Genomic DNA, 20,743 nt, shown 5'->3' on the forward strand with positions numbered 1-20,743 from the left:
GCCTCTCGGCCCCCTCGTCGGCCGCGCGGCGAGGGCCGTAGCCCCGGCGCGCGTAGTTCGAAATGGGGCGTGAAGGACGACGATCATGGACAATCTGGATCAATGGCTGGCGCGGGTTCCGCCGGGCGGCCCGTCGCTGAACCAGCTGGAGGCCGATGTCTGGGGCCGCGTTCGAGCCATGCGGGCCGAGCGGGCCACGGCGCGTGTGCGCGTGGTCGCGGTGATCTTCGCCCTGAGCGTGGGCGTGGCCAACGGCGGCCTGGGGGCCAGCCTGGCCCGGCCGCCGGCCTCGGAGATGTCGGTGTTCTCCTCCGCCGCTCTGTTGCCCCTGGCGCGCCTGGAGGTTCACTGATGACAATCGGCTGGAAATCCATCGCCGTGACCACCGTGCTGGCGATCGCCGCCAGCGGCATGGGCGCCTGGGGCGGCGCGACCTGGGTACTGCAGCGGCAGACGCCGCCCTCGCTGCATGAGATCGTCCATCGCGACCTCGACCTTGACCGGGGCCAGTTGGCCCGAATCGAGGCGATCGAGTCGCGCTTCGCGACACGCCGGATCGCCCTTGAACAGCGGGTCCAGGCCGCCAACCGGGAACTGGCGCAGGCCATCGCCGAGAGCGACGGCGACAGCCGCAAGGTGCAGCCGGCGATCGATCACTTCCACGACGCGATGGGCGACCTCCAGCAGGCCACGGTCGCCCACATCTTCGAGATGCGGACGGTGATGACGCCGGCCCAGGCCGAGCGGTTCGATCACAGCGTGATCGCGGCGCTGGCGGTCGCGGGCGAGTAGGCGGCGGTGACGGCCGAGGAGGATCTGCCGGCCAGGGCCGCAGCCGGGGATCCGGAGGCCTTCGAACGCCTGATGCTGGCCACCAAGGCCAGTCTCTATCGGCTCGTCCGGCGCTATGTCGGCGACGCGGACGAAGCCTACGACCTGGTGCAGGAGACCTACGCCGCGGCCTGGCTGGCGATCCGCCGCTTCGATCCGAAACGCCCCTTCGAGGCCTGGCTGAGGACCATCGCGCTCAACAAGTGCCGGGACTGGAGCCGCCGACGGCGGGTCAGACATTGGTTGCTGGGCGCCGCCGACCTGGCCGACCGCGAAGCCTTGGCCGTCGCCGATGAGGCCCGGGGCGCGGCGGAACAGTACGAACTGGGCCAGACGCTCGGCCGGCTCGAGGCGGCCATCGCCGACCTGCCGGCCCGGCTCAAGGCGCCGCTCCTGCTGACCGCGCTGGAGGAGCGCAGCCAGGCCGAGGCCGCCGCCATCCTGGGCGTCTCGGTCAAGGCGGTGGAGACCCGCGTCGCCAGGGCGCGACGCAAGCTGGCCGAAGCGCTGGGGCCCGCGGCCGGGGCGATCTGAGCGGGCCGGGAACGGTCGGCCGCACGACGCTTTGATCGCGCGTTGCGTCAACTTGCCCGAGGGCGCCGCGCCGCGCGCGCGTAGACCGGAAGAAGGCCGGGGTTCGCCGCGGGACGCCGCCAGTCTGGAGCCAGGTATGAAGTTCGATCGTCGCGCCCTGCTGGGCGGAGCCGCCGCAGGCGGCGGCCTGTGGGCGCTGCAGGCCTTGCTGCCGGCCTGGGCTCAGACCGACTCGGCAGGCCTGAGAGCGGACCTGCCGACGCTAACCGGCCCGGACATCGGCCTGACGATCGGCCGGACGCCGTTCACGGTCAACGGTCGGACCGGGCAAGCGGTCACCATCAACGGCACGCTGCCGGCGCCGGTGCTGCGTCTGCGGGAGGGCCAGACCGTACGGCTGTCGGTCACCAACACCCTCGACGAGGACACCTCGATCCACTGGCACGGGATCCTGCTGCCCTTCCAGATGGACGGGGTGCCCGGCATCAGCTTCCCGGGCATTCGCCCGCGCGAGACCTTCGTCTACGAGTTCCCGATCATCCAGTCGGGCACCTTCTGGTACCATAGCCATTCCGGGCTTCAGGAGGCGCTCGGGCACTACGGCCCCATCGTCATCGATCCGGCGGGCGCCGATCCGGTCGGTTACGACCGCGAGCACGTGCTGGTCCTGTCGGACTGGAGCTTCATGCGTCCGCACGAAATCCTCGAGAAGCTGAAGAAGAGCCCCGGCTACTTCAACCGCCAGCGCACGACCTTAGCCGGGCTGCTGGACGGCAGCGACCGGATGAGTCTGGAAGAGCGGCGCATGTGGGGATCCATGCGCATGGACCCGCGCGACATCCTCGACGTCAACGGCTCGACCTACACCTACCTGATCAACGGTCATGGCCCGGCGGAGAACTGGACCGGCCTGTTCCGCCCCGGCGAGCGGGTCCGGCTGCGGATCATCAACGCCTCGGCCATGTCGATCTTCAACGTCCGCATCCCCGGTCTGGCGATGACCGTGGTCCAGGCCGACGGCGAGAACGTGCGGCCGGTGGAGGTCGACGAGTTCCAGATCTCGGTCGCCGAGACTTACGACGTCATCGTCCGGCCGACCGAGGATCGGGCCTACACCATCGTCTCCGAGGCCATCGACCGCTCCGGCATGGGGCGGGCGACCCTCGCCCCCCGGCCGGGCATGACCGCCGAGGTCCCGCCGCTGCGCCAGGTCCCCAACCTGACAATGCGGGACATGGGCATGGGTAGCATGGACCATGGCGCCATGGCCGGCATGGATCACGCCGCCATGGGCGGCATGGCTCATGGGAGCGCGAGCCCCGACCCGGCGTCCGGCGACGGGGCCATGTCCATGGCCGGCATGAACATGCGCGATCCCGACAACGCCCCGCCGGACATGGAGGTGGGCGTCGGCGTGGACATGGTCTCGATGGATCCGGCCAACCGCCTTGGCGAACGGCCGACGGGATTGGAGACCGTTCCACACCGGGTGCTCGTTTATACCGACCTCGTCTCCCTGCAGCCCAACAAGGATCAGCGCCCGCCGTCGCGAACGATGGAGATCCACCTGACCGGCAACATGGAGCGGTTCATGTGGGGCTTCGACGGCCGCAAGTTCAGCGAACTGGTCGAACCGATCCGCTTCGAACGCAACGAGCGGGTGCGGGTGACCCTGGTCAACGACACCATGATGGCCCACCCCATCCACCTGCACGGCCACTTCTTCGAACTGGTGACGGGTGGTCCCGCAGGCCATCAGCCGCTCAAGCACACGGTGAACGTCGCGCCCGGCGGCAAGGTGACCTTCGACCTGACCGCCGACAATCCCGGCGACTGGGCCTTCCATTGCCACCTGCTGATGCACATGCACGCGGGGATGTTCAACGTCGTGACCGTCCGCCCCCTCGAAGGAGCCGCCTCGTGATCCGCGCCTCCGCCGCACTGCATCTGCTCGTCCTGGCCGCGGCCCCGCCGGCCTTCGCCCAGTCGCATGCCGGCCATCTCTCGACGCCCCAGGCCGGGCAGGCGGCGCCCCCGCGGGCCGGCTGCGTCCGCCGGGGCGCGCCGACGGCCGACGCGGCGCGCCTCGGACAACCCGGCGCGCCGGCCTGTCCGACCGGTTATGTGCCGGAACGATCGCCCGCCGCCGACCCGCACGCCGGTCACGACATGGGCGCCCCGGGGCAGCCCCAAGTCGCACCGGCGAGCGATCCGCATACGGGTCACGCCATGCCGGAGACGCCGGCGCCGAGCGCCGATCCGCACGCTGGCCATGACATGGGCGCCCCGGAGCAACCCCAGGCCGCTCCGCCGAGCGATCCGCATGCGGGTCATGCCATGCCGGAGACGCCGGCGCCGAGCGCCGATCCGCACGCTGGCCATGACATGGGCGCCCCGGCGCGACCCCAGGCCGCTCCGCCGAGCGATCCGCACGCCGACCACCCCATGCCAGGAACGCCGGCTCCCGTCGCGGCGGACCCCCATGCCGGTCACGACATGGCCGGCATGGCAATGCCGCCGGACGTGCCGACCAGCGCCGACACCCCGGGCCGGCCGCCGGAGGATCCGGCCCCCCCGGCGGCGTCGCGGGGCCCGGCGCACGCCGCTGACCTCCTCTTCGATCCGGCAGAGATGGCGGCCGCCCGGGAGCAGATGCGCGCGGAGAACGGAGACGTCCGCACCACGGCGGTGGTCTTCGATCGGCTCGAGGCGAACCTCGGTGACGGCGAGGAAGGGTTCGCCTGGGACGCCGAGGGCTGGAGCGGGGGCGACATCAACCGGTTCTGGTGGAAGTCGGAAGGGGAGGGGGGTTTCGGCGACGAGGTCGAGGAGGCGGGGGTGCAGGCGCTCTACAGCCGCGCCGTCGCGCCCTTCTGGGACGTCCAGGCGGGCCTGCGCCAGACCTGGCGGCCGGTAGAGAACCGGACCGACCTGGTGATCGGCGTCCAGGGGCTGGCGCCCTACTGGTTCGAGGTCGACGCCGCCTTGTTCCTGTCCAACAAGGGGGAGCTCACCGCGGCCGCCGAGGGCGAGTACGATCAGCGCATCACCAATCGCTGGATCCTGCAGCCGCGCGCCGAGGTGAATCTCTCGGCCGAGGACATCCCCGAGCTGTCGATCGGTGCGGGTTTGACCTCGGTGCAGCTCGGCGCGCGTCTGCGCTACGAGATCCGCAAGGAATTCGCGCCCTACATCGGCGTGGAATGGACGAAGCGCTTCGGCCGCACGGCCGACTACCTCGAGGCCGCCGGACGGAACACCGAGGATACTCGGATCGTCGTCGGCCTGAGAGCCTGGTTCTAGATCGTGAAAGGACTGCAGATGAAACCCGTCTTCCTGGCGCCGCTGGCCGCCGCCGTCGCCCTGGCGGCCTGCCAACCGGCGGCCGAAACCCCGCCGGCGCAACAGCCCGAGCCGGCTCCGGCCGCGCCGCCCGCGACCGCGGCGCCCGCCGACCTCGCTGTCGAGACCCCGGCGACCGCCGCGCCCGCGCCCGCGCCGAAAGCTGCGCCGCAGCGGCCGCGACCGGCGCCCGTGCCCCCGCCGGCGACCGAGCCGGCCCCGACCGACCCTCATGCCGGACACGACATGAGCGACATGCCGCCAGACATGCCCGGCATGGATTCTCCGAAGACCTAAGGAACCGCCCTCATGCGCAAGCTGCTTTCTCCCGTCCTCGTCGCCCTTTCCGCCTTCGTCCTGGCCGGCGTCGCCCAGGCCCAGACCGATCCGCATGCCGGGCACCACCCCGCCCCCGGAGCCGCCGCCCAGGCCGCCGAGGTCCGCACGACCCCGGCCGACGGCTGGATGGGCTCAACCGCCCCGACCGCCTTCAGCATCACCTTCCGGCATCCAATGCGGCTGACCGCCGTGAGCCTGAAGAGCGGTGAGGCCGACCCGGCGGCGATCGCCGTGACCGACGCCGCCTCGAGCGCGGCGGTCAGCGTGCCGTTGCCGGCGCTGGCCAAGGGCAACCATGTGCTGACTTGGTCGGCCCAAGGCGCCGACGGCCACGTCATGAACGGCGTTGTCCGCTTCATGGTCCACTGATCGCGGATCGCCCGCGGCACGGAGACAGGTCTAGACCGACCTGTGGTCTTCTGTCGCAGGCGCGTATTCGAGGCGGCGATGATGAGGGGAGGACGGCGACGGCGCGTAAAGCCACGCCGTCTTCCTGTCGACATAAATCATTGATGCGCCTCCGTATTTATCCGTAGTCCTGTTCTATTTCTTTGACTTCGAAATGGAAGGCGCGCCAACTTCGAACATGTGGACGCTGCTGCGAGCCCTCCTCGTCGCCTTCGCCCTGGCCGGTCTTGCCGGCCAGTTCGGCGCTCACGCGACGACCCCGCCGTCGGCCGCCCAGGCGGCCGCGACGATGGACGACTGCGCGGATATGGAGGGCATGACGGACTCGGACCGCTCCGGGCGCGGTCAGCCGTGCTCGGATAGGACCCCTGCCTGCATAGCCAATATGGGATGCGCGGCGCCCCTCGCGGTGCTTCCCGCCGTCGTCGGGACGCCCATCCCGGCTGCGGCGACGGTGCGGCTGCGTGCGGATTCGCAGCGGAGCCTGGACGAGGTCCAGGGGCCTGGGATTCTGAGGCCGCCCAGGACCGTGGCCTAAGCCTCTCCCGGTCCGCCCGGCCCTGTCCGGGCCGAGAAACGGCGCGCTCGCGCCCCCACACCACGGATATCCCATGTCTGCTCTCTTCTGCGGGAGGGCGCGCGTCGGCGGGCGCGGCCATTCCCGCATCGCCGACCCGCCGGCGGGTCGCCAGGCCGCCGTCGCCGCCGTCCTCGCCTTGGCGCTCGCCACCCCGTCCTTGGCCGGACCGCTCACCTACGGCCAGGCGCTTGAGCGCGCCGCGGCCGACGCGCCGGAGGTCCGCGCCCGCGGCCTGGCGGTCGACGCCGCCCGGGCCGCTGCGCCCGCCGCCGGGCAACTGCCCGACCCCGAGCTCTCCGTCGCGGTCGAGAACCTTCCGGTCTCCGGCCCCATGGCCGGTTCGTTCGGTCGGGACGAGATGACCATGGTCCGGGTCGGGGTCATGCAGGCCGTGCCGAGCGGCGCCCGGCGCCGCGCCGAGCGCCAGATTGCCGCCGCCGATATCGGCGTGGCCGAAATGCAGTCGCAGATCACGCGTCGCGAGGTCCGGGTCGCCGCGGCCCTGGCCTGGACGGACCTGCATTACGCCAAGCGACGGCGCGAGGCACTGGACGAGGTGCTGGCGGCCCTGGAACCGCTGTGGGACGCCGCGCCTGCCGCCGTCGCCTCGGGTCAGGACCGGCCGGCCGGCGCCCTTTCGCCCATCCGCCTGAAGGCCGCCCTGGAGGACCGTCGCAGCGCCCTGGTCGCGGCCGAAGAGCGCGCCCGGGCCGAGCTCGCGCGCTGGACCGGCGAGCCCGATCCGCAGGCCGATGGCCCGCCGCCCGAGCCGGTTCTGGACGAGGGACGGCTTCGGGCCGGCCTGGAGCAGGTCCCGACCCTGCGCGCCTGGACCGCGGTCGCCGATCGCGCCGACGCGGAAACCGATCTCGCCCGGGCCGGACGCCAGCCCGACTGGAGTTTCGAACTTGGCTACGGCCGGCGCGATCCGATGTACGGGGATATGGTCTCGGTCGGCGCGCGCGTGAGCCTGCCGCTGTTCGCCGACCGCCGCCAGGATCCGGTGATCGCGGCGCGCTCGGCCGACGCCCGCCGGGTCCGCATCGAACGCGAGGCGGCGACGCGGGGTCTGCGCGCCGCTCTTGAGGCGGACCTCGCCGAGCACCGGATGCACCACGACCAGTGGCGGCGAGCCCGCGACGTGCTGCTGCCGGCCGCCCGCGACCGCGCCTCGCTCGAGACTTCCAGCTACGGCGCCGGACGGGCCGGCCTGGCGGACGTCATCGACGCCTTCACCGGGCTCGCCGACGCCCGCCTCGAAACCCTGGACCGCGAGGCGCTGGTCGTCCGCGAGGCGGTCCGCATCTCGCTCACCTACGGGGAGGACCCCCAATGACCCGCATTGCCCAGAACCGGTCGAGGCTCGCCCTCGGCGCGGCCGGCCTGCTAATCCTCGGCGCCGCCGTCGGCGTGGCCGTGGTCCGCGTCCTGCCGGCCGGCGAGACGTCCCCGGCGGCCCAGGCGCCCGAGCGACGCGTGCTCTACTGGTACGACCCTATGGCTCCGGACCGGCATTTCGACGCGCCGGGCAAGTCACCGTTCATGGACATGCCCCTGGTCCCCCGCTACGCCGACGAGGCGGAGGCCGGGCAGCAGGCCGGCGTGCGGATCGATCCGGCCCTGACCCAGGCCCTGGGCGCGCGCTACGCCGTCGTCCAGCGGGGCGTCCTGGCGGGCGACCTGACCGTCACGGCGGTGGTCGACTTCAACCAGCGCGACGTCGCCGTGGTCCAGGCGCGGGCCGGCGGTTTCGTGCAGCGGGTCTATGGCCGGGCGCCGGGGGACGTGATCGCCGCCGGCGCGCCCCTGGCCGACCTGCTGGTCCCGGAGTGGGGCGGAGCCCAGGCGGAGTACCTGGCCGTCCGGAGCGCCGGCGACCCGCGCCTGGTCCAGGCCGCCCGCCAACGGCTGCTTCTGCTGGGCATGCCGGAGGCGCTCATCTCGGCGGTGGAGCGCAGCGGTCGCCCGCGCACCACGGTGACGGTGACCAGCCCGTCCGGCGGCGTGATCCGCACGCTCAGCGTGCGTGCCGGCATGACGGTCTCCCAGGGCCAGACCCTGGCGGAGGTGAACGGCCTGTCGACGGTCTGGCTGAACGCCGCCGTTCCCGAGGCGCAGGCCTCGCGGCTGCGTGTCGGGCAGGCGGTGGAAGTCACCTTCGTCGGCTTCCCGGGGGAGCGCTTCAGCGGCCGGCTCGGCGCGCTGCTGCCGGAGGTGTCCGGCGACAGCCGCACCCTGACCGCCCGGGTGGAGCTCGCCAACCGCGGCGGACGGCTGCGGCCCGGCATGTTCGGGCAGGTCGTCTTCGGCGGCGGAACCGAGGAGACCCTGCTGGTCCCGTCCGAAGCGGTGATCCGCACCGGAACCCGGACGTTGGTCATGCTTGCGGAAGGGGACGGCCGCTACCGCGCCGCCGAGGTTCGCATCGGCCGCGAGGCCGGCGGGCAGACCCAGATCCTCCAGGGCCTCGCCGAGGGCGAGCGGGTGGTCGCCTCCGGCCAGTTCCTCATCGACTCCGAGGCCAGCCTGAGCGGCGTCGCGGTTCGTCCGCTGTCCGGAACCGCGGCGTCCCCGCGTCCGGCCCAGGCGTCCGGCCACGCCGGGCACGGGGGAGCGCACTAATGATCGCCGCCCTCATTCGCCTGTCGGTGCGCGCCCGCGTCCTGGTGCTGATCCTGGCGGCCGCGCTGTTCGCCGCCGGCCTGCTGGCGGTGCGCGGCACGCCGGTGGACGCCTTGCCGGACCTCTCCGACGTCCAGGTGGTGATCCGCACCCCATACCCCGGACAGGCTCCGCAGATCGTGGAGAACCAGGTCACCTATCCGCTGGCGACCACCATGATGTCGGTGCCCGGAGCCCGGACCGTGCGCGGCTATTCCTTCTTCGGGGACAGCTTCGTCTACGTCCTGTTCGAGGACGGGACCGATCTCTACTGGGCCCGCTCGCGGGTGCTGGAGTATCTCAACCAGGTCCAGGCCCGGCTGCCGGAAACCGCCCGGCCGGCCCTGGGCCCCGACGCCACCGGGGTCGGCTGGATCTACCAGTACGCCCTCGTCGACCGGACCGGTCGCCACGACCTGTCCCAACTGCGCAGCCTGCAGGACTGGTTCCTGCGCTATGAGCTCAAGACCGTGCCCGGCGTGGCCGAGGTGGCCACGATCGGCGGCATGGTGCGCCAGTACCAGGTCGTGCTCGACCCTGTGAAACTGGCCGGCTACGGCGTCACCCACCAGGCTGTGACCGATGCCCTGCAGCGCGCCAACCAGGAGACGGGCGGCTCGGTGCTGGAGCTGGCCGAGGCCGAGTACATGGTGCGCGCCAGCGGCTATCTGACCAACCTGGACGACTTTCGGGCTGTGCCGATCCGCACCGCCGCGAGCGGCGTGCCCGTGCGCCTGGGCGACGTCGCCACCGTCCAGGTCGGACCGGAGATGCGCCGGGGCGTCGCCGAGCTGAACGGGGAGGGCGAGGTCGTCGGCGGCGTCGTCGTCCTGCGCTCGGGCGAAAACGCCCGCGCCGTCATCGACCAGGTGCGGGACCGGCTGGCCGCGCTCAAACCGAGCCTTCCCGCCGGTGTCGAGATCGTTCCCGTCTACGACCGCTCCGGCCTGATCGACCGGGCCATCGAGAACCTCAGCGGCAAGCTTTTGGAGGAGTTCATCGTCGTGGCGCTGGTCTGCGGCCTGTTCCTGTGGCACGCCCGCTCGGCCCTGGTCGCCATCCTGACCTTGCCGCTCGGGGTCATGGCCGCCCTGCTGGTGATGAACCTGCAGGGGGTGAACGCCAACATCATGTCGCTGGGCGGCATCGCCATCGCCGTCGGCGCCATGGTCGACGCCGCCGTGGTCATGATCGAGAACGCCCACAAGCACATCGAACGCTGGGAACACGACCACCCCGGCGAACGGTTGCTGGGGGAGGCCCGGTGGCGGGTGGTCACGGAGGCCGCCGCCGAGGTCGGCCCGGCCCTGTTCCTCAGCCTGGTGATCATCACCCTGTCCTTCGTGCCGGTGTTCAGCCTGCAGGCCCAGGAGGGGCGGCTGTTCGCGCCACTGGCCTTCACCAAGACCTACGCCATGGCGGCGGCGGCGATCCTTTCGGTCACCCTCGTGCCGGTGCTCATGGGCTATCTGATCCGCGGCCGCATTCCCGCCGAGCAGGACAATCCGGTCAACCGCGTCCTGACGCGGCTCTATCGGCCCGCGCTCGATCTGACGATGCGGCGACCCCGGCTGACGCTCGCGGTCGCCCTGCTGGTGCTGGTGTCGGCGGCCTGGCCGCTGTCGCGCCTGGGCGGCGAGTTCCTGCCGGCCATGGACGAGGGCGACCTGCTCTACATGCCCTCCGCCCTGCCGGGCCTGTCCGCCGCCCAGGCCTCCAGCCTGTTGCAGCGGACGGATCGGATGATCGCCGCCGTGCCCGAGGTGAAGACGGTGTTCGGCAAGGCCGGCCGCGCCGAGAGCGCCACCGATCCGGCTCCGCTGGAGATGTTCGAGACCACCATCCAGTTCAAGCCGAGGGACCAGTGGCGACCCGGCATGACGCCGGAGAAGCTGGTGGAGGAGTTGGACCGCGCCGTCCAGGTTCCGGGTCTGTCCAACGTCTGGGTGCCGCCGATCCGCAACCGGATCGACATGCTGGCCACCGGCATCAAGAGCCCGATCGGGGTCAAGGTCTCCGGGGCCGACCTCGCGGAGCTGGATCGGATCGCGGCCGAGGTCGAGCGGGTGGCCAAGGACGTGCCGGGGGTCAGTTCGGCCCTGGCCGAGCGCCTGACCGGTGGCCGCTACATCGACGTCGACATCGACCGCGCGGCCGCCGGCCGCTACGGCCTGAACATCGCCGACGTGCAGTCGATCGTCGCCGGCGCCATCGGCGGGGAGACCATCGGCCAGACCGTCGAGGGCCTGGCCCGCTATCCGATCAGCGTCCGCTACCCGCGGGAACTGCGCGACAGCGTCGAGGACCTGCGCGCCCTACCGGTGCTGACCCCGTCCGGCCAGCAGATCACCCTCGGGACCGTGGCCGCCCTGCGCGTCGCCGACGGGCCTCCGATGCTGAAGAGCGAGAACGGCCGGCCGTCCACGTGGGTCTATGTCGACGTGCGGGGGCGGGATCTCACCTCGGTGGTCTCGGACCTGAGGCGCGCCGTCGGCGCGCAGGTGCGGCTGTCGCCGGGCGTCAGCATCGCCTACGCGGGCCAGTTCGAGTATCTCGAACGCGCCGGCCAGCGGCTGGCGCTGGTGATTCCGGCCACCCTGCTGATCATCTTCGGCCTGCTTTACCTGACCTTCCGGCGGCTCGACGAGGCGCTGCTGATCATGGGTACGCTGCCGTTCGCCCTCGTCGGCGGGGTCTGGCTGCTCTACCTGCTCGGCTACCACCAGTCGGTGGCGACCGGCGTCGGCTTCATCGCCCTGGCCGGCGTCTCGGCCGAGTTCGGCGTGGTCATGCTGATATACCTTCGGCACGCCCTGGCCGAACGGGGCCCGACCCCGTCGCCCGAACAGGTCGAGGCGGCGGTGCGCGAAGGCGCTCTTCTGCGGGTGCGACCCAAGGCGATGACGGTAGCCGTCATCCTGGCCGGCCTGTTCCCCATCCTGATCGGCCACGGCGCCGGGTCGGAGGTGATGAGCCGCATCGCCGCGCCCATGATCGGCGGCATGCTGACCGCGCCGCTGCTGTCCATGCTGGTCATCCCCGCCGGCTATCTGCTGCTGCGACGGCGACGCGCCCGCCCCGCGGTGCGCAGCGGGGGCGGCGCGTCGTGACCTCGTCCGCGGCCGGGTTGATCCAGCGCAAGGCGCCCGCGCCAAGCCGGATGTTGGCTGGCCTTGGGAGGCGGCCATGAAGCTGAACGCCAAAACCTGGGTTACGGTCGTCGCGATCACCCTCGTCGCGCTCGCCGGCGGGGCCGGCCTCGCCTATTGGCGGCTGCAGCCCCAGCCTCAGCCGCCGCAGGTCATCTACGGCAGTGGCCGGATCGAGGCCGATGAGGTGCGCGTTGGCGTCGAAGCGTCCGGACGCCTGGCGGAGATCCGCGCGGTCGAAGGCGAGACGGTCCAGGCCGGAGGTCTTCTGGCCCGGATCGTGGGGACCGACTACGAGTTGATGACCGAGCGCGCCGAGGCCCAGCAGGCGGCGGCGGTGCGGACCCGCGCTCAGCTGGACTCCCAGATCGACCTGGCCACGCACCATGCCGAGACCGCAAGGACCAATCTGTCACGCTACGAGACCCTGAGCAGCCAGGGTTACCTTCCCGCCCAGCGTCTCGACGCCGCGCGCGACGCCTACGCCGAGGCTCTCCACCGGGTCGAGGTTCTGCGACAACAGCGGGCCGAAGCCCTCGCCCAGGCCGACGCGGCGGGCAAGACCTTGGCGCTGGCTCGTTCCCAGAGCGGCAAGACGGTGGTGACCGCGCCGATCACCGGCGCGGTCCTGGAGCGGCTCGTCGAGCCCGGCGAGGTGGTCGGGCCCGGCGAGGCGGTGGCCGTGCTCGCCGACCTGTCGACCATCCGGCTGAAGGTGTTCATCACCGAGGCGGACCTCGGCAAGGTCCGGCTGGGCGCGCCCGCCCGCTTGCGGGTCGACGCCTTTCCGGGGCGGGATTTCCAGGCCCGGGTGGCGCGCGTCGACTCGCAGGCGCAGTTCACCCCCCGGGACGTGCACGTCCCGGACGAGCGCAGCCGCACCGTCTACGGCGTGATCCTCGAAGCGCCCAACCCCGACGGTCTGCTCAAACCCGGCATGCCCGCCGACGCCTGGATTCTCTGGGATGAGGCGGCGGGCTGGCCGGCCACCCTGCAGGTCCCGGAATAGGGATGTCGGCCGCCCCCGTGATCACGGCGGACAGCCTGGCGCGCCGGTTCGGCAAGCGCACCGTCCTGGAGGGTGTCAGCTTCGATCTAAGCCCCGGCGAAGTCCTCGGCGTGGTGGGACCGGACGGCGCTGGCAAGAGCACCCTGTTGCAGATGCTGGCCGCCATCCTGCGGCCAAGTTCGGGCCGCTGCCGTGTGCTCGGCTCGGACGTGCGCAAGGCGCCTGGGCGGGTGCAGGCCCAGGTCGGATACATGTCGCAGGGGTTTTCGCTCTATGATCGCCTCACCGTCGCCGAGAATCTCGCCTTCGCCGCCGCCATCCGCGACGTCCCGAGAGCGGCCTACTTGGAACGCAAGGGGGTGCTGCTGGCGATGGCCGGCCTCGCGCGCTTTGAAGGCCGGCGCGAGGGGGCGCTGTCGGGCGGAATGCGCAAGAAGTTGGCCCTTTGCGCCAATCTCATCCACGAGCCGCCGCTGCTGATCCTCGACGAGCCGAGCCTGGGGGTCGATCCGCTCTCCCGGCGGGAACTCTGGAAGATACTCGATGCGGCGAGGACGGCGGGCCGCTCCATCGTCTTCGCCACCTCCTACATGGACGAGGCCGACGCCAGCGACCGGGTACTGCTGCTCCGGGACGGCCGCCCTCTGGCGGTCGGATCGCCGGCCGAGCTTCGCGGCGTCGCACGCGGGCGGGTCTATCGGGCCACCGCGTCGGATCCCGCCGCGCTGGAGCGGCAGCTCACCGCCGCGCCCGAGGTGCTGAGCTTCCAGAAGAGAACCGCCGACACGTTCCGCATCCAGCTGGCCGGCGACGCTCCGCTTCGACTGCCCGGCGCGCCGGTTCTCGAGCCGGTGGAGCCGAGCATGGAGGACGCCTTCACTGTCGTAGCCGCGGCCAGCGCGCCGGTCACTGCGGCGAAGGAGGCCCGTGAGCCCCGCGCGCCATCGGCGGAGGTTCGCGTCTCGGCCGAGGGCATGACCCGGCGCTTCGACGACTTCGTCGCCGTCGACGATGTCAGCCTGACGGTGAAGGCGGGCGAGGTGCTGGGCCTCCTCGGTCCCAACGGCGCCGGCAAGACCACGCTGATCCGCATGCTTTGCGGCCTGCTGCCGCCCAGCGACGGGCGCGGGTTGGTCGCCGGGCTGGATGTGGCGCGCCAGAGCGAGCGGGTCCGCGCCAGCATCGGCTATGTCTCGCAGAAGGTCTCCCTGTTCACCGACCTGACGGCGCAGGAGAACCTGGACTTCTTCGCCCGCGCCTACGGGACGCCGCGCGGCGAGCAGGTGAGGCGGATCGACCGGGCCTGCGATCGGGCGGGCTATGACGCGCCGCGGGACGGACTGGTTCGCAGCCTCTCCAGCGCCGTGCGCCAGCGCCTGGCGCTCGCAAGCGCCATCGTGCATCGGCCCAAGGTTCTGTTCCTCGACGAGCCGACCTCCGGGGTCGATCCACTGGCCCGGTTCCGATTCTGGCGGCTGATCGACGCCCTCGCGGCCGAGGGCGTCGCGGTGATCGTCTCGACCCACTATCTCGAGGAGGCGACCTACTGCGACCGTCTGGGCCTGATGATGGACGGGCGGATGATCGCGCTTGGCCCGCTGTCGACCCTGCAGGCCGAGTTGGGGCTCTCGGAGGCCCGGGTCGAGGATGTCTTCCTGGGATTCATCGCCCGCGCGCGCGGGCAGGCGAGGGCGGCATGAAGCTGTCGCGCACGCTTGCCTTCTCACGCAAGGAGACACTGGAGATCGTCCGCGATCCGATCACGGTCTGGATCGCGGTCTTCATGCCGCTCGTGATCCTGTTCCTGTTCGGCTACGCCCTGTCCTTCGATGTCGAGGAGGCGCCGCTGGTCGTCGTCGATCACGACCGGAGCGCGGCCAGCCGCGCCCTTGCCGACCAGTTCGTCAACACCAGCTATTTCCGGCTCGCCGCCAGCCCCCAGAGCGAAGAGGAGGCGGAGCATCTGGTGATGCGAGGCAAGGCCCGCGCCGTCCTGGTGATCCCGCCCGACTTCGGCCGCCGCCTGCGGAAGGGGCAGGACGCTCCGGTCGAATTCCTGGTCGACGGCACCTACGCCTCCACCGCCGCCATCGTTTCCGCCTATGGCCGGGCCATCATCTACGCCTTCCCGAAAGGAACGCTCGAGTTGCCGGTCCAGCCGCAGGTGCGGGTCTGGTACAATCCGCAGCTGCGCAGCCGCGACTTCATCGTACCGGGGCTGTTCGCGGTGATCCTGATGGCTTTTCCGCCTCTGCTCACCGCGCTCGCCGTCGCCCGCGAGAAAGAACTGGGGACCATCGCGCAGATCTACGCTTCGCCGCTCGGCAAGTTCGAGTTCATGGTCGGCAAGCTGCTGCCCTACGCCGTCATCGCCTTCGCCCAACTGGCCCTGGTGCTCGCCGCCGGCTTCCTGTGGTTCAAAGTTCCGATGCACGGCAGCTTCGCGCTGCTGATCGCCCTGGGCGCCCTCTACGTGATCTGCACGGTCTCCATCGGGTTGCTCGTCTCCACGCTCGTCAAGACCCAGGTCGCGGCCATGCTGGTGACCCTGATCCTGACCCTCATGCCGGCCTTCCTGTTCTCCGGCTTCATCTATCCGGTGTTCACCATGCCCGAGCTGTTCCAGGGCTACTCGGCGCGAGTCCCGGCCATGTACTTCGTCAACATCTCCCGCGGCATCGTCATGCGCGGGGCCGGGCTGGCGGACCTGTGGTTCAACGTGGCGGTGCTGGTCGGCTACACCGCCGTGGTGCTCGGCCTGTCGAGCCTGTTGTTCAACAAGCGGGTAGCTTGACCATGCTCGGCCGGCTCCAGGGCCTGATCGGCAAGGAGTTCGCGCAGATGCTGCGCGATCCGGTGGTGCTGTTCCTGGTGTTCTGGCTGACCACGGTCGAGGTCGTCATGTGCACCATGGCCATCGGGTTCGACGTGCGCGACCTGGGACTGGGGCTGGTCGATCACGATCGCAGCGCGGCGAGCCGGGGGCTGGTGGAGGAGATGACGGCTGGCGACAGTTTCATCCTGAGGCGTCAGTTCGCGACCGCGCGCGAGGCGGCCGACGAACTGCGGAAGGGGACGCTGCACGCGGTTGTGGAGATTCCGCCCGGGTTTGGCGCGCGGGTGGACGGCGGCCGTGGCGCCGGGTTCGGCGTCATCGTCGACGGCTCGAACGCCACCGTCGGCGCCCGCGCTCGGGCCTACATCATCGAGATGGCCGCCCGCTTCACCCGCGGGCGCGCCATGGGATCCATGCCGATGAGCGGCGGTGTCGAGCCGTCGGTGCGCGTCTGGTACAATCCCGACCTGACCAACACCCGCTTCTCGGCCCTCAACATGCTGGCCCAGGCCGGCTTCATGCTGGCGGTCATCCTGCCGGCGGCCGGCTTGGTGCGCGAAAAGCAGAACGGCACCCTGGAGCAGATCCGGGTCACGCCGATCCGTGCGCACGAACTGTTCCTGGGCAAGATCATTCCACCGATCCTCGTGACCCTCGGCTCGGTGTTCCCCTCGCTGCTGGTGATCCGCCTGCTCGGCGTGCCCATGGCCGGAGATCTCGCGACGCTCTTCCTTCTCGAATTCCTGTTCCTGCTGAGCGCGGTCTCGATCGGGGTCTTCGTCGCCACCCTCACCAGCACCCTGCAGCAGGCGATGCTGGCCAGCTTCTTCAGCCTGTTTCCGCTGCTCTTCCTTTCCGGCAGCATCGCGCCCGTCGACAGCATGCCCCGGTGGTTGCAGGTCGCCGCCCAGGCGAGCCCCCTGCTCCATGCGCTGGAGAGCGTCACCGGCGTCTTTCTGAAAGGGGCGGGGATGAGGGAGCTCTGGCCGCATGCGGCGGCCCTTGTCGGCATCAGCCTGCCGTTGCTCGGCGGCGGATGGCTCATCTTCCGACGCCAGTGGTGAGCATCCGACACCTTGATCCGGCGCAAGGGGAGGCACTCTGGACCCGCGTAAGGAGTCTTGGGGCCCCGGAATTCCGTCCGAGCCCTTCATCGGTCTTCGCGAGGCGCTGATGCGTGTGATCCTGCCGATGCCCGGCAATGAAACCTTCGCGGCCAACCTGGCGGCGGCCGGCGGATGGCGGCTGGGCGAATTGGAGACCCGCCGCTTCCCGGACGGGGAGAGCTATGTCCGGATTCTTTCGGACGTGCGTGGCTGCGGCGTCGAGATCGTCTGCACCCTGGCGCGGCCGGATGACGCCTTCCTGCCGCTCATCTTCGCCGCGGACGCCGCGCGCGACCTCGGCGCGACCGAGGTGAATCTCGTCGCCCCCTACCTCGCCTACATGCGCCAGGACCGGCGCTTCAAGCCCGGTGAAGCGATCACCTCGCGAAGCTTCGCCCGGCTGGTCAGCGCGACTTTCGACCGGCTGACCACGATCGACCCGCACCTGCACCGCTACAGGGCCCTTTCCGACCTCTATGACATCGACGGCCAGGTGCTGCATGCGGCATCGGTGCTCGCGGACTGGATCGCGGCGGAGGTCCGCGACCCCTTGATCATCGGCCCCGACGAGGAAAGCGAACAGTGGGTCTCCGCCGTCGCCGCGCGGGTGGGCGCCCCACACGTCGTCCTGCGCAAGATCCGGCATGGAGACCGCGACGTCGAGATCGCCGTCCCCGATCTTTCCCGCTTCCGCGCCCGAAGACCGGTGCTGATTGACGACATCGCCTCGTCCGGACGCACCCTGATCGAAGCCGCCCGGCAGTTGCCCGCGCAAGGTCTGGCGCGCCCGGTCTGCGCCGTCGTGCACGGCGTGTTCGCCGCGGACGCCTACGACCAGTTGTCGGCCGTCGCCGGGCGTATCGTGTCGACCGACTCGGTTCCCCATCCAAGCAACGCCATCCCGCTTGCGCCCCTGGTGTCGGCGGCGCTCGCGCGCGGCGGGGAGGCGGAGGGGCCGGTGCGTCGCCGGCGGCCGCCGGAACCGGTCGACCCCGTCGAACTGGCCGGCGTCGAATCCTTCCCCGCCAGCGATCCGCCCGGCTGGACGACGGGCGGGTGAACACCCCCCTTGATCCAACGCAATGCGCACCCCGAGCCGGGCCTGAAAGATCGGGCATCCAAGGAGACGACACCGATGCGCACGCTCTTCCTCGCCTTGGCCTTGGCCGGCTCTCTGACCGCCGGCCAGGCCCTCGCCCAGAACCAGGACCTCGCCCCGTCCATCACGCCGCCGGCCGCGCAGCCGGAGACCGCCGCCCAGAGGCACGAACGGTGCAAGGCAGTGGTGGCCGCGGGCATGGAGCCGCGCCAGCGGCACGATCACCTGCGTGACAAGACCGGGGCCGCGACGCCGCCCAAGCCCCTGTCGGAAGCCGAGATGGATCGGCAGCACCGCGAGTGTGAGGCCCTGATGGCGAAGGCCAAGGCCGCCGACGCCGAGAAATAGCGCCAAAGGCCCCGACCCTCCGATCTCGTCACCACGTGCGAGGGGGAGGCCGTCGCGCGGCCGTAGTTCTTTACGAGCCGCCCGGGCCTCCCCGAGCGGCCCATCCTGGGGTGCGAACATGCCGCCGACCCGATCCGCCGCGTTCGAAGCCTGGGCCGCGGGCTACGGGGTCATCCGCCACGCGCCGGAGACCGTCGGCCGGATCGAGGCCCTCGCCGAGCGTCTGTGTCACCGCGACGAAGCCGGCCTCGACCGGTTTTACCGCTTGCTCGCCGCGGCCGACCGCCTGACCAGCGCCGGCATGTGGATGGTCGCCCACATGACCTATGCGCGGCGCGTCGACCTGACGGGCGCCGACCTGCCGGCCGAGGCCTTCAAACCACGGCCGGAAGGTCATACCGGCGGCTCCCTCAACATGGTCCCGGCCTTCGTCGGCTATCTGGTCGCCAACGCGCTTTCTGGCGTCACCCGCTCCTGGGTGATGGGGCAGGGCCACTGCGTGGCCGCGATAGAGGCCGTCAACGCCCTGACCGGCGACGTCTCGCCGGCGCAGCGCGGTCGCTACGACCGCAGCGAGGAGGGACTTTCCCGCCTGGTGGCCGACTTCTATTCCTACGCCATCGGGCCAGACGGTCGACCGGCGGTCCCGATCGGCAGCCATTCCGGCGCCAACACCGCCGGGGCGATCTCGGAGGGCGGCTACCTCGGGTTCGCCGAGGTCCAGTACGTCCACATGCCTCTGCCGGGCGAGAGTCTCGTCGCCTTCCTGAGCGACGGGGCCTTCGAGGAGCAGAGGGGCTCGGACTGGTCGCCCCGCTGGTGGCGCGCCGACGACTGCGGCCTGACGATCCCGGTGATGATCCTCAATGGCCGCCGCATCGAGGAGCGTACGCAGATCGCCCAGGAAGGCGGCGCCGCCTGGCTGGCGGCCCACCTCCGCCTGAGCGGCTTCGATCCGTTTGTGGTGGACGGCCGCGATCCCGCCGCCATCGCCTGGGCCGTTCTCGAAGCCGAGGAGCGCCTGACCCGCTTCGCCGCCGACCCGTCTCGCCGGTATCCGGCGGCGATGCCCTATGTGATCGCCGAGACCGTCAAGGGCTTCGGCCTTCCAGGCGCGGGCACGAACCCGGCGCACAATCTTCCGCTGGCGGCGACGCCCCGCGACGACAGGGTTGCGCGCAAGGCCTTTCATGACGCGGCCCGGGTTCTGTTCGTGCCGCCCGCCGTTCTGGAAGACGCCGTCGGCGCGCTGGCCACCCACGAGGCGCAAGGCCGCTCCCTGGAAAGCCGGCACCCGGCCGCAGTGCGCCATCCGCCCGCCCCGATCCTGCCCCAGCCGAGCTGGGCCCAGCCGGACGCCGCGCCGGGCTGCGCCATGGAGGCGATCGACGGCTGGTTCGTGGAACTTGTGGAAGCGAACCCGGCCCTGCGCGTGCGGGTGGGCAATCCCGACGAACTGCGCAGCAATCACATGGGGCGGACGCTCGAGCGTCTCCGCCACCGCGTCAACACGCCCGAACGCGGAACCCCCGAAGCGATCGCTGGCGGCGTCATCACCGCACTTAACGAGGAGGCGGTGGCCGGCGCGGCCCTTGGCAACAAGGGCGGATTGAACCTGATCGTGAGCTACGAGGCGTTCGCGATGAAGATGCTCGGCGGCCTGCGCCAGGAGATCATCTTCGCCCGGCATCAGCGCGAACTCGACCAGGGGCCGGGGTGGATCTCCGTGCCCCTGATCGTAACCTCCCACACCTGGGAGAACGCCAAGAATGAGCAGTCGCACCAGGATCCCACGATCGGCGAGGCGCTGCTGGGCGAGATGTCGGACGCCGCCCGGGTGCTGTTCCCGGTCGACGCGAACAGCGCCGTCGCCGCCCTTAAGGACGTCTATGGCCGCCGCGGCCAGATTGCCTGCGTGGTGGCGCCCAAGCGGGCCATGTCGCACCGTTTCACCGGCGCCGAGGCGGAGGCGCTGGTCCGGACGGGCGCGGCCCATCTCGCCGGCGACCCGCGCGAGGCCGAGATCCAGTTCGTCGCCATCGGCGCCTACCAGGCCGAGGAAGCGCTGAAGGCGGCCGAGCGGCTGCAGGCGCGCGGGCGCCAGGCCTGCGTCACCGCTCTGATCGAGCCGGGCCGCTTCCGCGCGCCCCGGGATCCGCTCGAGGCCGCGCAGACGGTCGATGATGCGAGGCTGGCCGAGTTCTTCCCCCCGTCGCTGCCGCGTGTGATCCTCAGCCACACCCGGCCCGAGCCGATGCTGGGCCTGCTGCGCCGCCTGGACGGCGGACCAGGCTCGACCACGGCGCTGGGCTACATCAGCCGCGGCGGAACGCTCGATGTCGCCGGCCTGCTGTTCGCCAACCGCTGCACTTGGGCGCACGCCGTGGACGCGGCGGCTGGCCTGTGCGGCTGGGCGCGGGACGATCTGTTCACGGGCCCGGAGCGGGCCGCCCTCGACGGGCGCGGCGATCCGGCCGCCCTTTCGACCATGGAGACCTGAA

The 20,743-nt window shown here is 71.2% G+C and carries 18 protein-coding genes; 17 read left to right on the plus strand and 1 reads right to left on the minus strand.

Annotation, left to right across the window (positions count from 1 at the left end; all coding sequences use genetic code 11):
* Positions 1-85: 85 nt before the first annotated feature.
* The 7 genes from H2038_RS06185 (at position 86) to H2038_RS06215 (ending at position 5,415) form a co-directional block, all read left to right on the plus strand.
* Positions 86-352, plus strand: a complete 267-nt coding sequence (locus H2038_RS06185; protein WP_092312174.1) for a hypothetical protein — start codon at positions 86-88, stop codon at positions 350-352.
* Positions 352-792, plus strand: coding sequence for a periplasmic heavy metal sensor (locus H2038_RS06190; protein WP_092312177.1), 441 nt, complete (start codon positions 352-354; stop codon positions 790-792). The genes H2038_RS06185 and H2038_RS06190 overlap by 1 nt, the downstream gene beginning before the upstream one ends.
* A 6-nt stretch (positions 793-798) precedes the next feature.
* Positions 799-1,365 carry an RNA polymerase sigma factor gene (locus tag H2038_RS06195; protein WP_092312180.1) on the plus strand — a complete coding sequence of 189 codons (567 nt, stop codon included), beginning with the start codon at positions 799-801 and terminating at the stop codon, positions 1,363-1,365.
* A 136-nt stretch (positions 1,366-1,501) separates the two neighbouring features.
* Positions 1,502-3,289 (plus strand): copper resistance system multicopper oxidase, encoded by a 1,788-nt coding sequence (locus tag H2038_RS06200; RefSeq protein ID WP_092312183.1) that lies wholly within the window; start codon positions 1,502-1,504, stop codon positions 3,287-3,289.
* Positions 3,286-4,668: a copper resistance protein B gene (locus H2038_RS06205; RefSeq protein WP_245777268.1), complete on the plus strand. Its 1,383-nt coding sequence runs from the start codon at positions 3,286-3,288 to the stop codon at positions 4,666-4,668. The genes H2038_RS06200 and H2038_RS06205 overlap by 4 nt, the downstream gene beginning before the upstream one ends.
* A gap of 18 nt (positions 4,669-4,686) precedes the next feature.
* Positions 4,687-5,004, plus strand: coding sequence for a hypothetical protein (locus H2038_RS06210; RefSeq protein WP_092312186.1), 318 nt, complete (start codon positions 4,687-4,689; stop codon positions 5,002-5,004).
* A 12-nt stretch (positions 5,005-5,016) separates the two neighbouring features.
* A complete protein-coding gene (locus H2038_RS06215; protein ID WP_092312189.1) occupies positions 5,017-5,415 on the plus strand; it encodes a copper resistance CopC family protein in 399 nt (132 codons plus the stop codon).
* Positions 5,416-5,572: 157 nt separating this feature from the next.
* Here H2038_RS06215 and H2038_RS06220 read toward each other — a convergent pair whose 3' ends face one another.
* Complete coding sequence (locus tag H2038_RS06220) at positions 5,573-5,704, minus strand: hypothetical protein (RefSeq protein WP_281246056.1); 132 nt, start codon at positions 5,702-5,704, stop codon at positions 5,573-5,575.
* 361 nt (positions 5,705-6,065) lie between these two features.
* Here H2038_RS06220 and H2038_RS06225 point away from each other — a divergent pair, with 361 nt between their 5' ends.
* The 10 genes from H2038_RS06225 (at position 6,066) to H2038_RS06270 (ending at position 20,742) form a co-directional block, all read left to right on the plus strand.
* Complete coding sequence (locus H2038_RS06225; RefSeq protein WP_092312195.1) at positions 6,066-7,370, plus strand: TolC family protein; 1,305 nt, start codon at positions 6,066-6,068, stop codon at positions 7,368-7,370.
* Positions 7,367-8,656, plus strand: coding sequence for an efflux RND transporter periplasmic adaptor subunit (locus H2038_RS06230; RefSeq protein ID WP_177221891.1), 1,290 nt, complete (start codon positions 7,367-7,369; stop codon positions 8,654-8,656). Before H2038_RS06225 ends, H2038_RS06230 begins: the two co-directional genes overlap by 4 nt.
* Positions 8,656-11,805: an efflux RND transporter permease subunit gene (locus H2038_RS06235; protein WP_092312198.1), complete on the plus strand. Its 3,150-nt coding sequence runs from the start codon at positions 8,656-8,658 to the stop codon at positions 11,803-11,805. The genes H2038_RS06230 and H2038_RS06235 overlap by 1 nt, the downstream gene beginning before the upstream one ends.
* A gap of 76 nt (positions 11,806-11,881) precedes the next feature.
* Positions 11,882-12,853: an efflux RND transporter periplasmic adaptor subunit gene (locus tag H2038_RS06240; RefSeq protein ID WP_092312201.1), complete on the plus strand. Its 972-nt coding sequence runs from the start codon at positions 11,882-11,884 to the stop codon at positions 12,851-12,853.
* A gap of 2 nt (positions 12,854-12,855) precedes the next feature.
* Positions 12,856-14,553, plus strand: coding sequence for an ATP-binding cassette domain-containing protein (locus H2038_RS06245; RefSeq protein ID WP_092312204.1), 1,698 nt, complete (start codon positions 12,856-12,858; stop codon positions 14,551-14,553).
* Complete coding sequence (locus tag H2038_RS06250) at positions 14,550-15,647, plus strand: ABC transporter permease (RefSeq protein WP_092312207.1); 1,098 nt, start codon at positions 14,550-14,552, stop codon at positions 15,645-15,647. The genes H2038_RS06245 and H2038_RS06250 overlap by 4 nt, the downstream gene beginning before the upstream one ends.
* Before the next feature lie 2 nt (positions 15,648-15,649).
* Positions 15,650-16,753, plus strand: a complete 1,104-nt coding sequence (locus H2038_RS06255) for an ABC transporter permease (RefSeq protein WP_092312210.1) — start codon at positions 15,650-15,652, stop codon at positions 16,751-16,753.
* 109 nt (positions 16,754-16,862) lie between these two features.
* Positions 16,863-17,855, plus strand: coding sequence for a ribose-phosphate pyrophosphokinase (locus tag H2038_RS06260; protein WP_177221892.1), 993 nt, complete (start codon positions 16,863-16,865; stop codon positions 17,853-17,855).
* A gap of 75 nt (positions 17,856-17,930) precedes the next feature.
* Positions 17,931-18,242 carry a hypothetical protein gene (locus tag H2038_RS06265; protein WP_292110488.1) on the plus strand — a complete coding sequence of 104 codons (312 nt, stop codon included), beginning with the start codon at positions 17,931-17,933 and terminating at the stop codon, positions 18,240-18,242.
* A 118-nt stretch (positions 18,243-18,360) separates the two neighbouring features.
* Complete coding sequence (locus tag H2038_RS06270; protein WP_092312219.1) at positions 18,361-20,742, plus strand: xylulose 5-phosphate 3-epimerase; 2,382 nt, start codon at positions 18,361-18,363, stop codon at positions 20,740-20,742.
* Position 20,743 lies beyond the last annotated feature (1 nt).

Origin of the sequence: Brevundimonas sp., assembly GCF_013912005.1 — a bacterium.
Lineage (GTDB): Bacteria > Pseudomonadota > Alphaproteobacteria > Caulobacterales > Caulobacteraceae > Brevundimonas.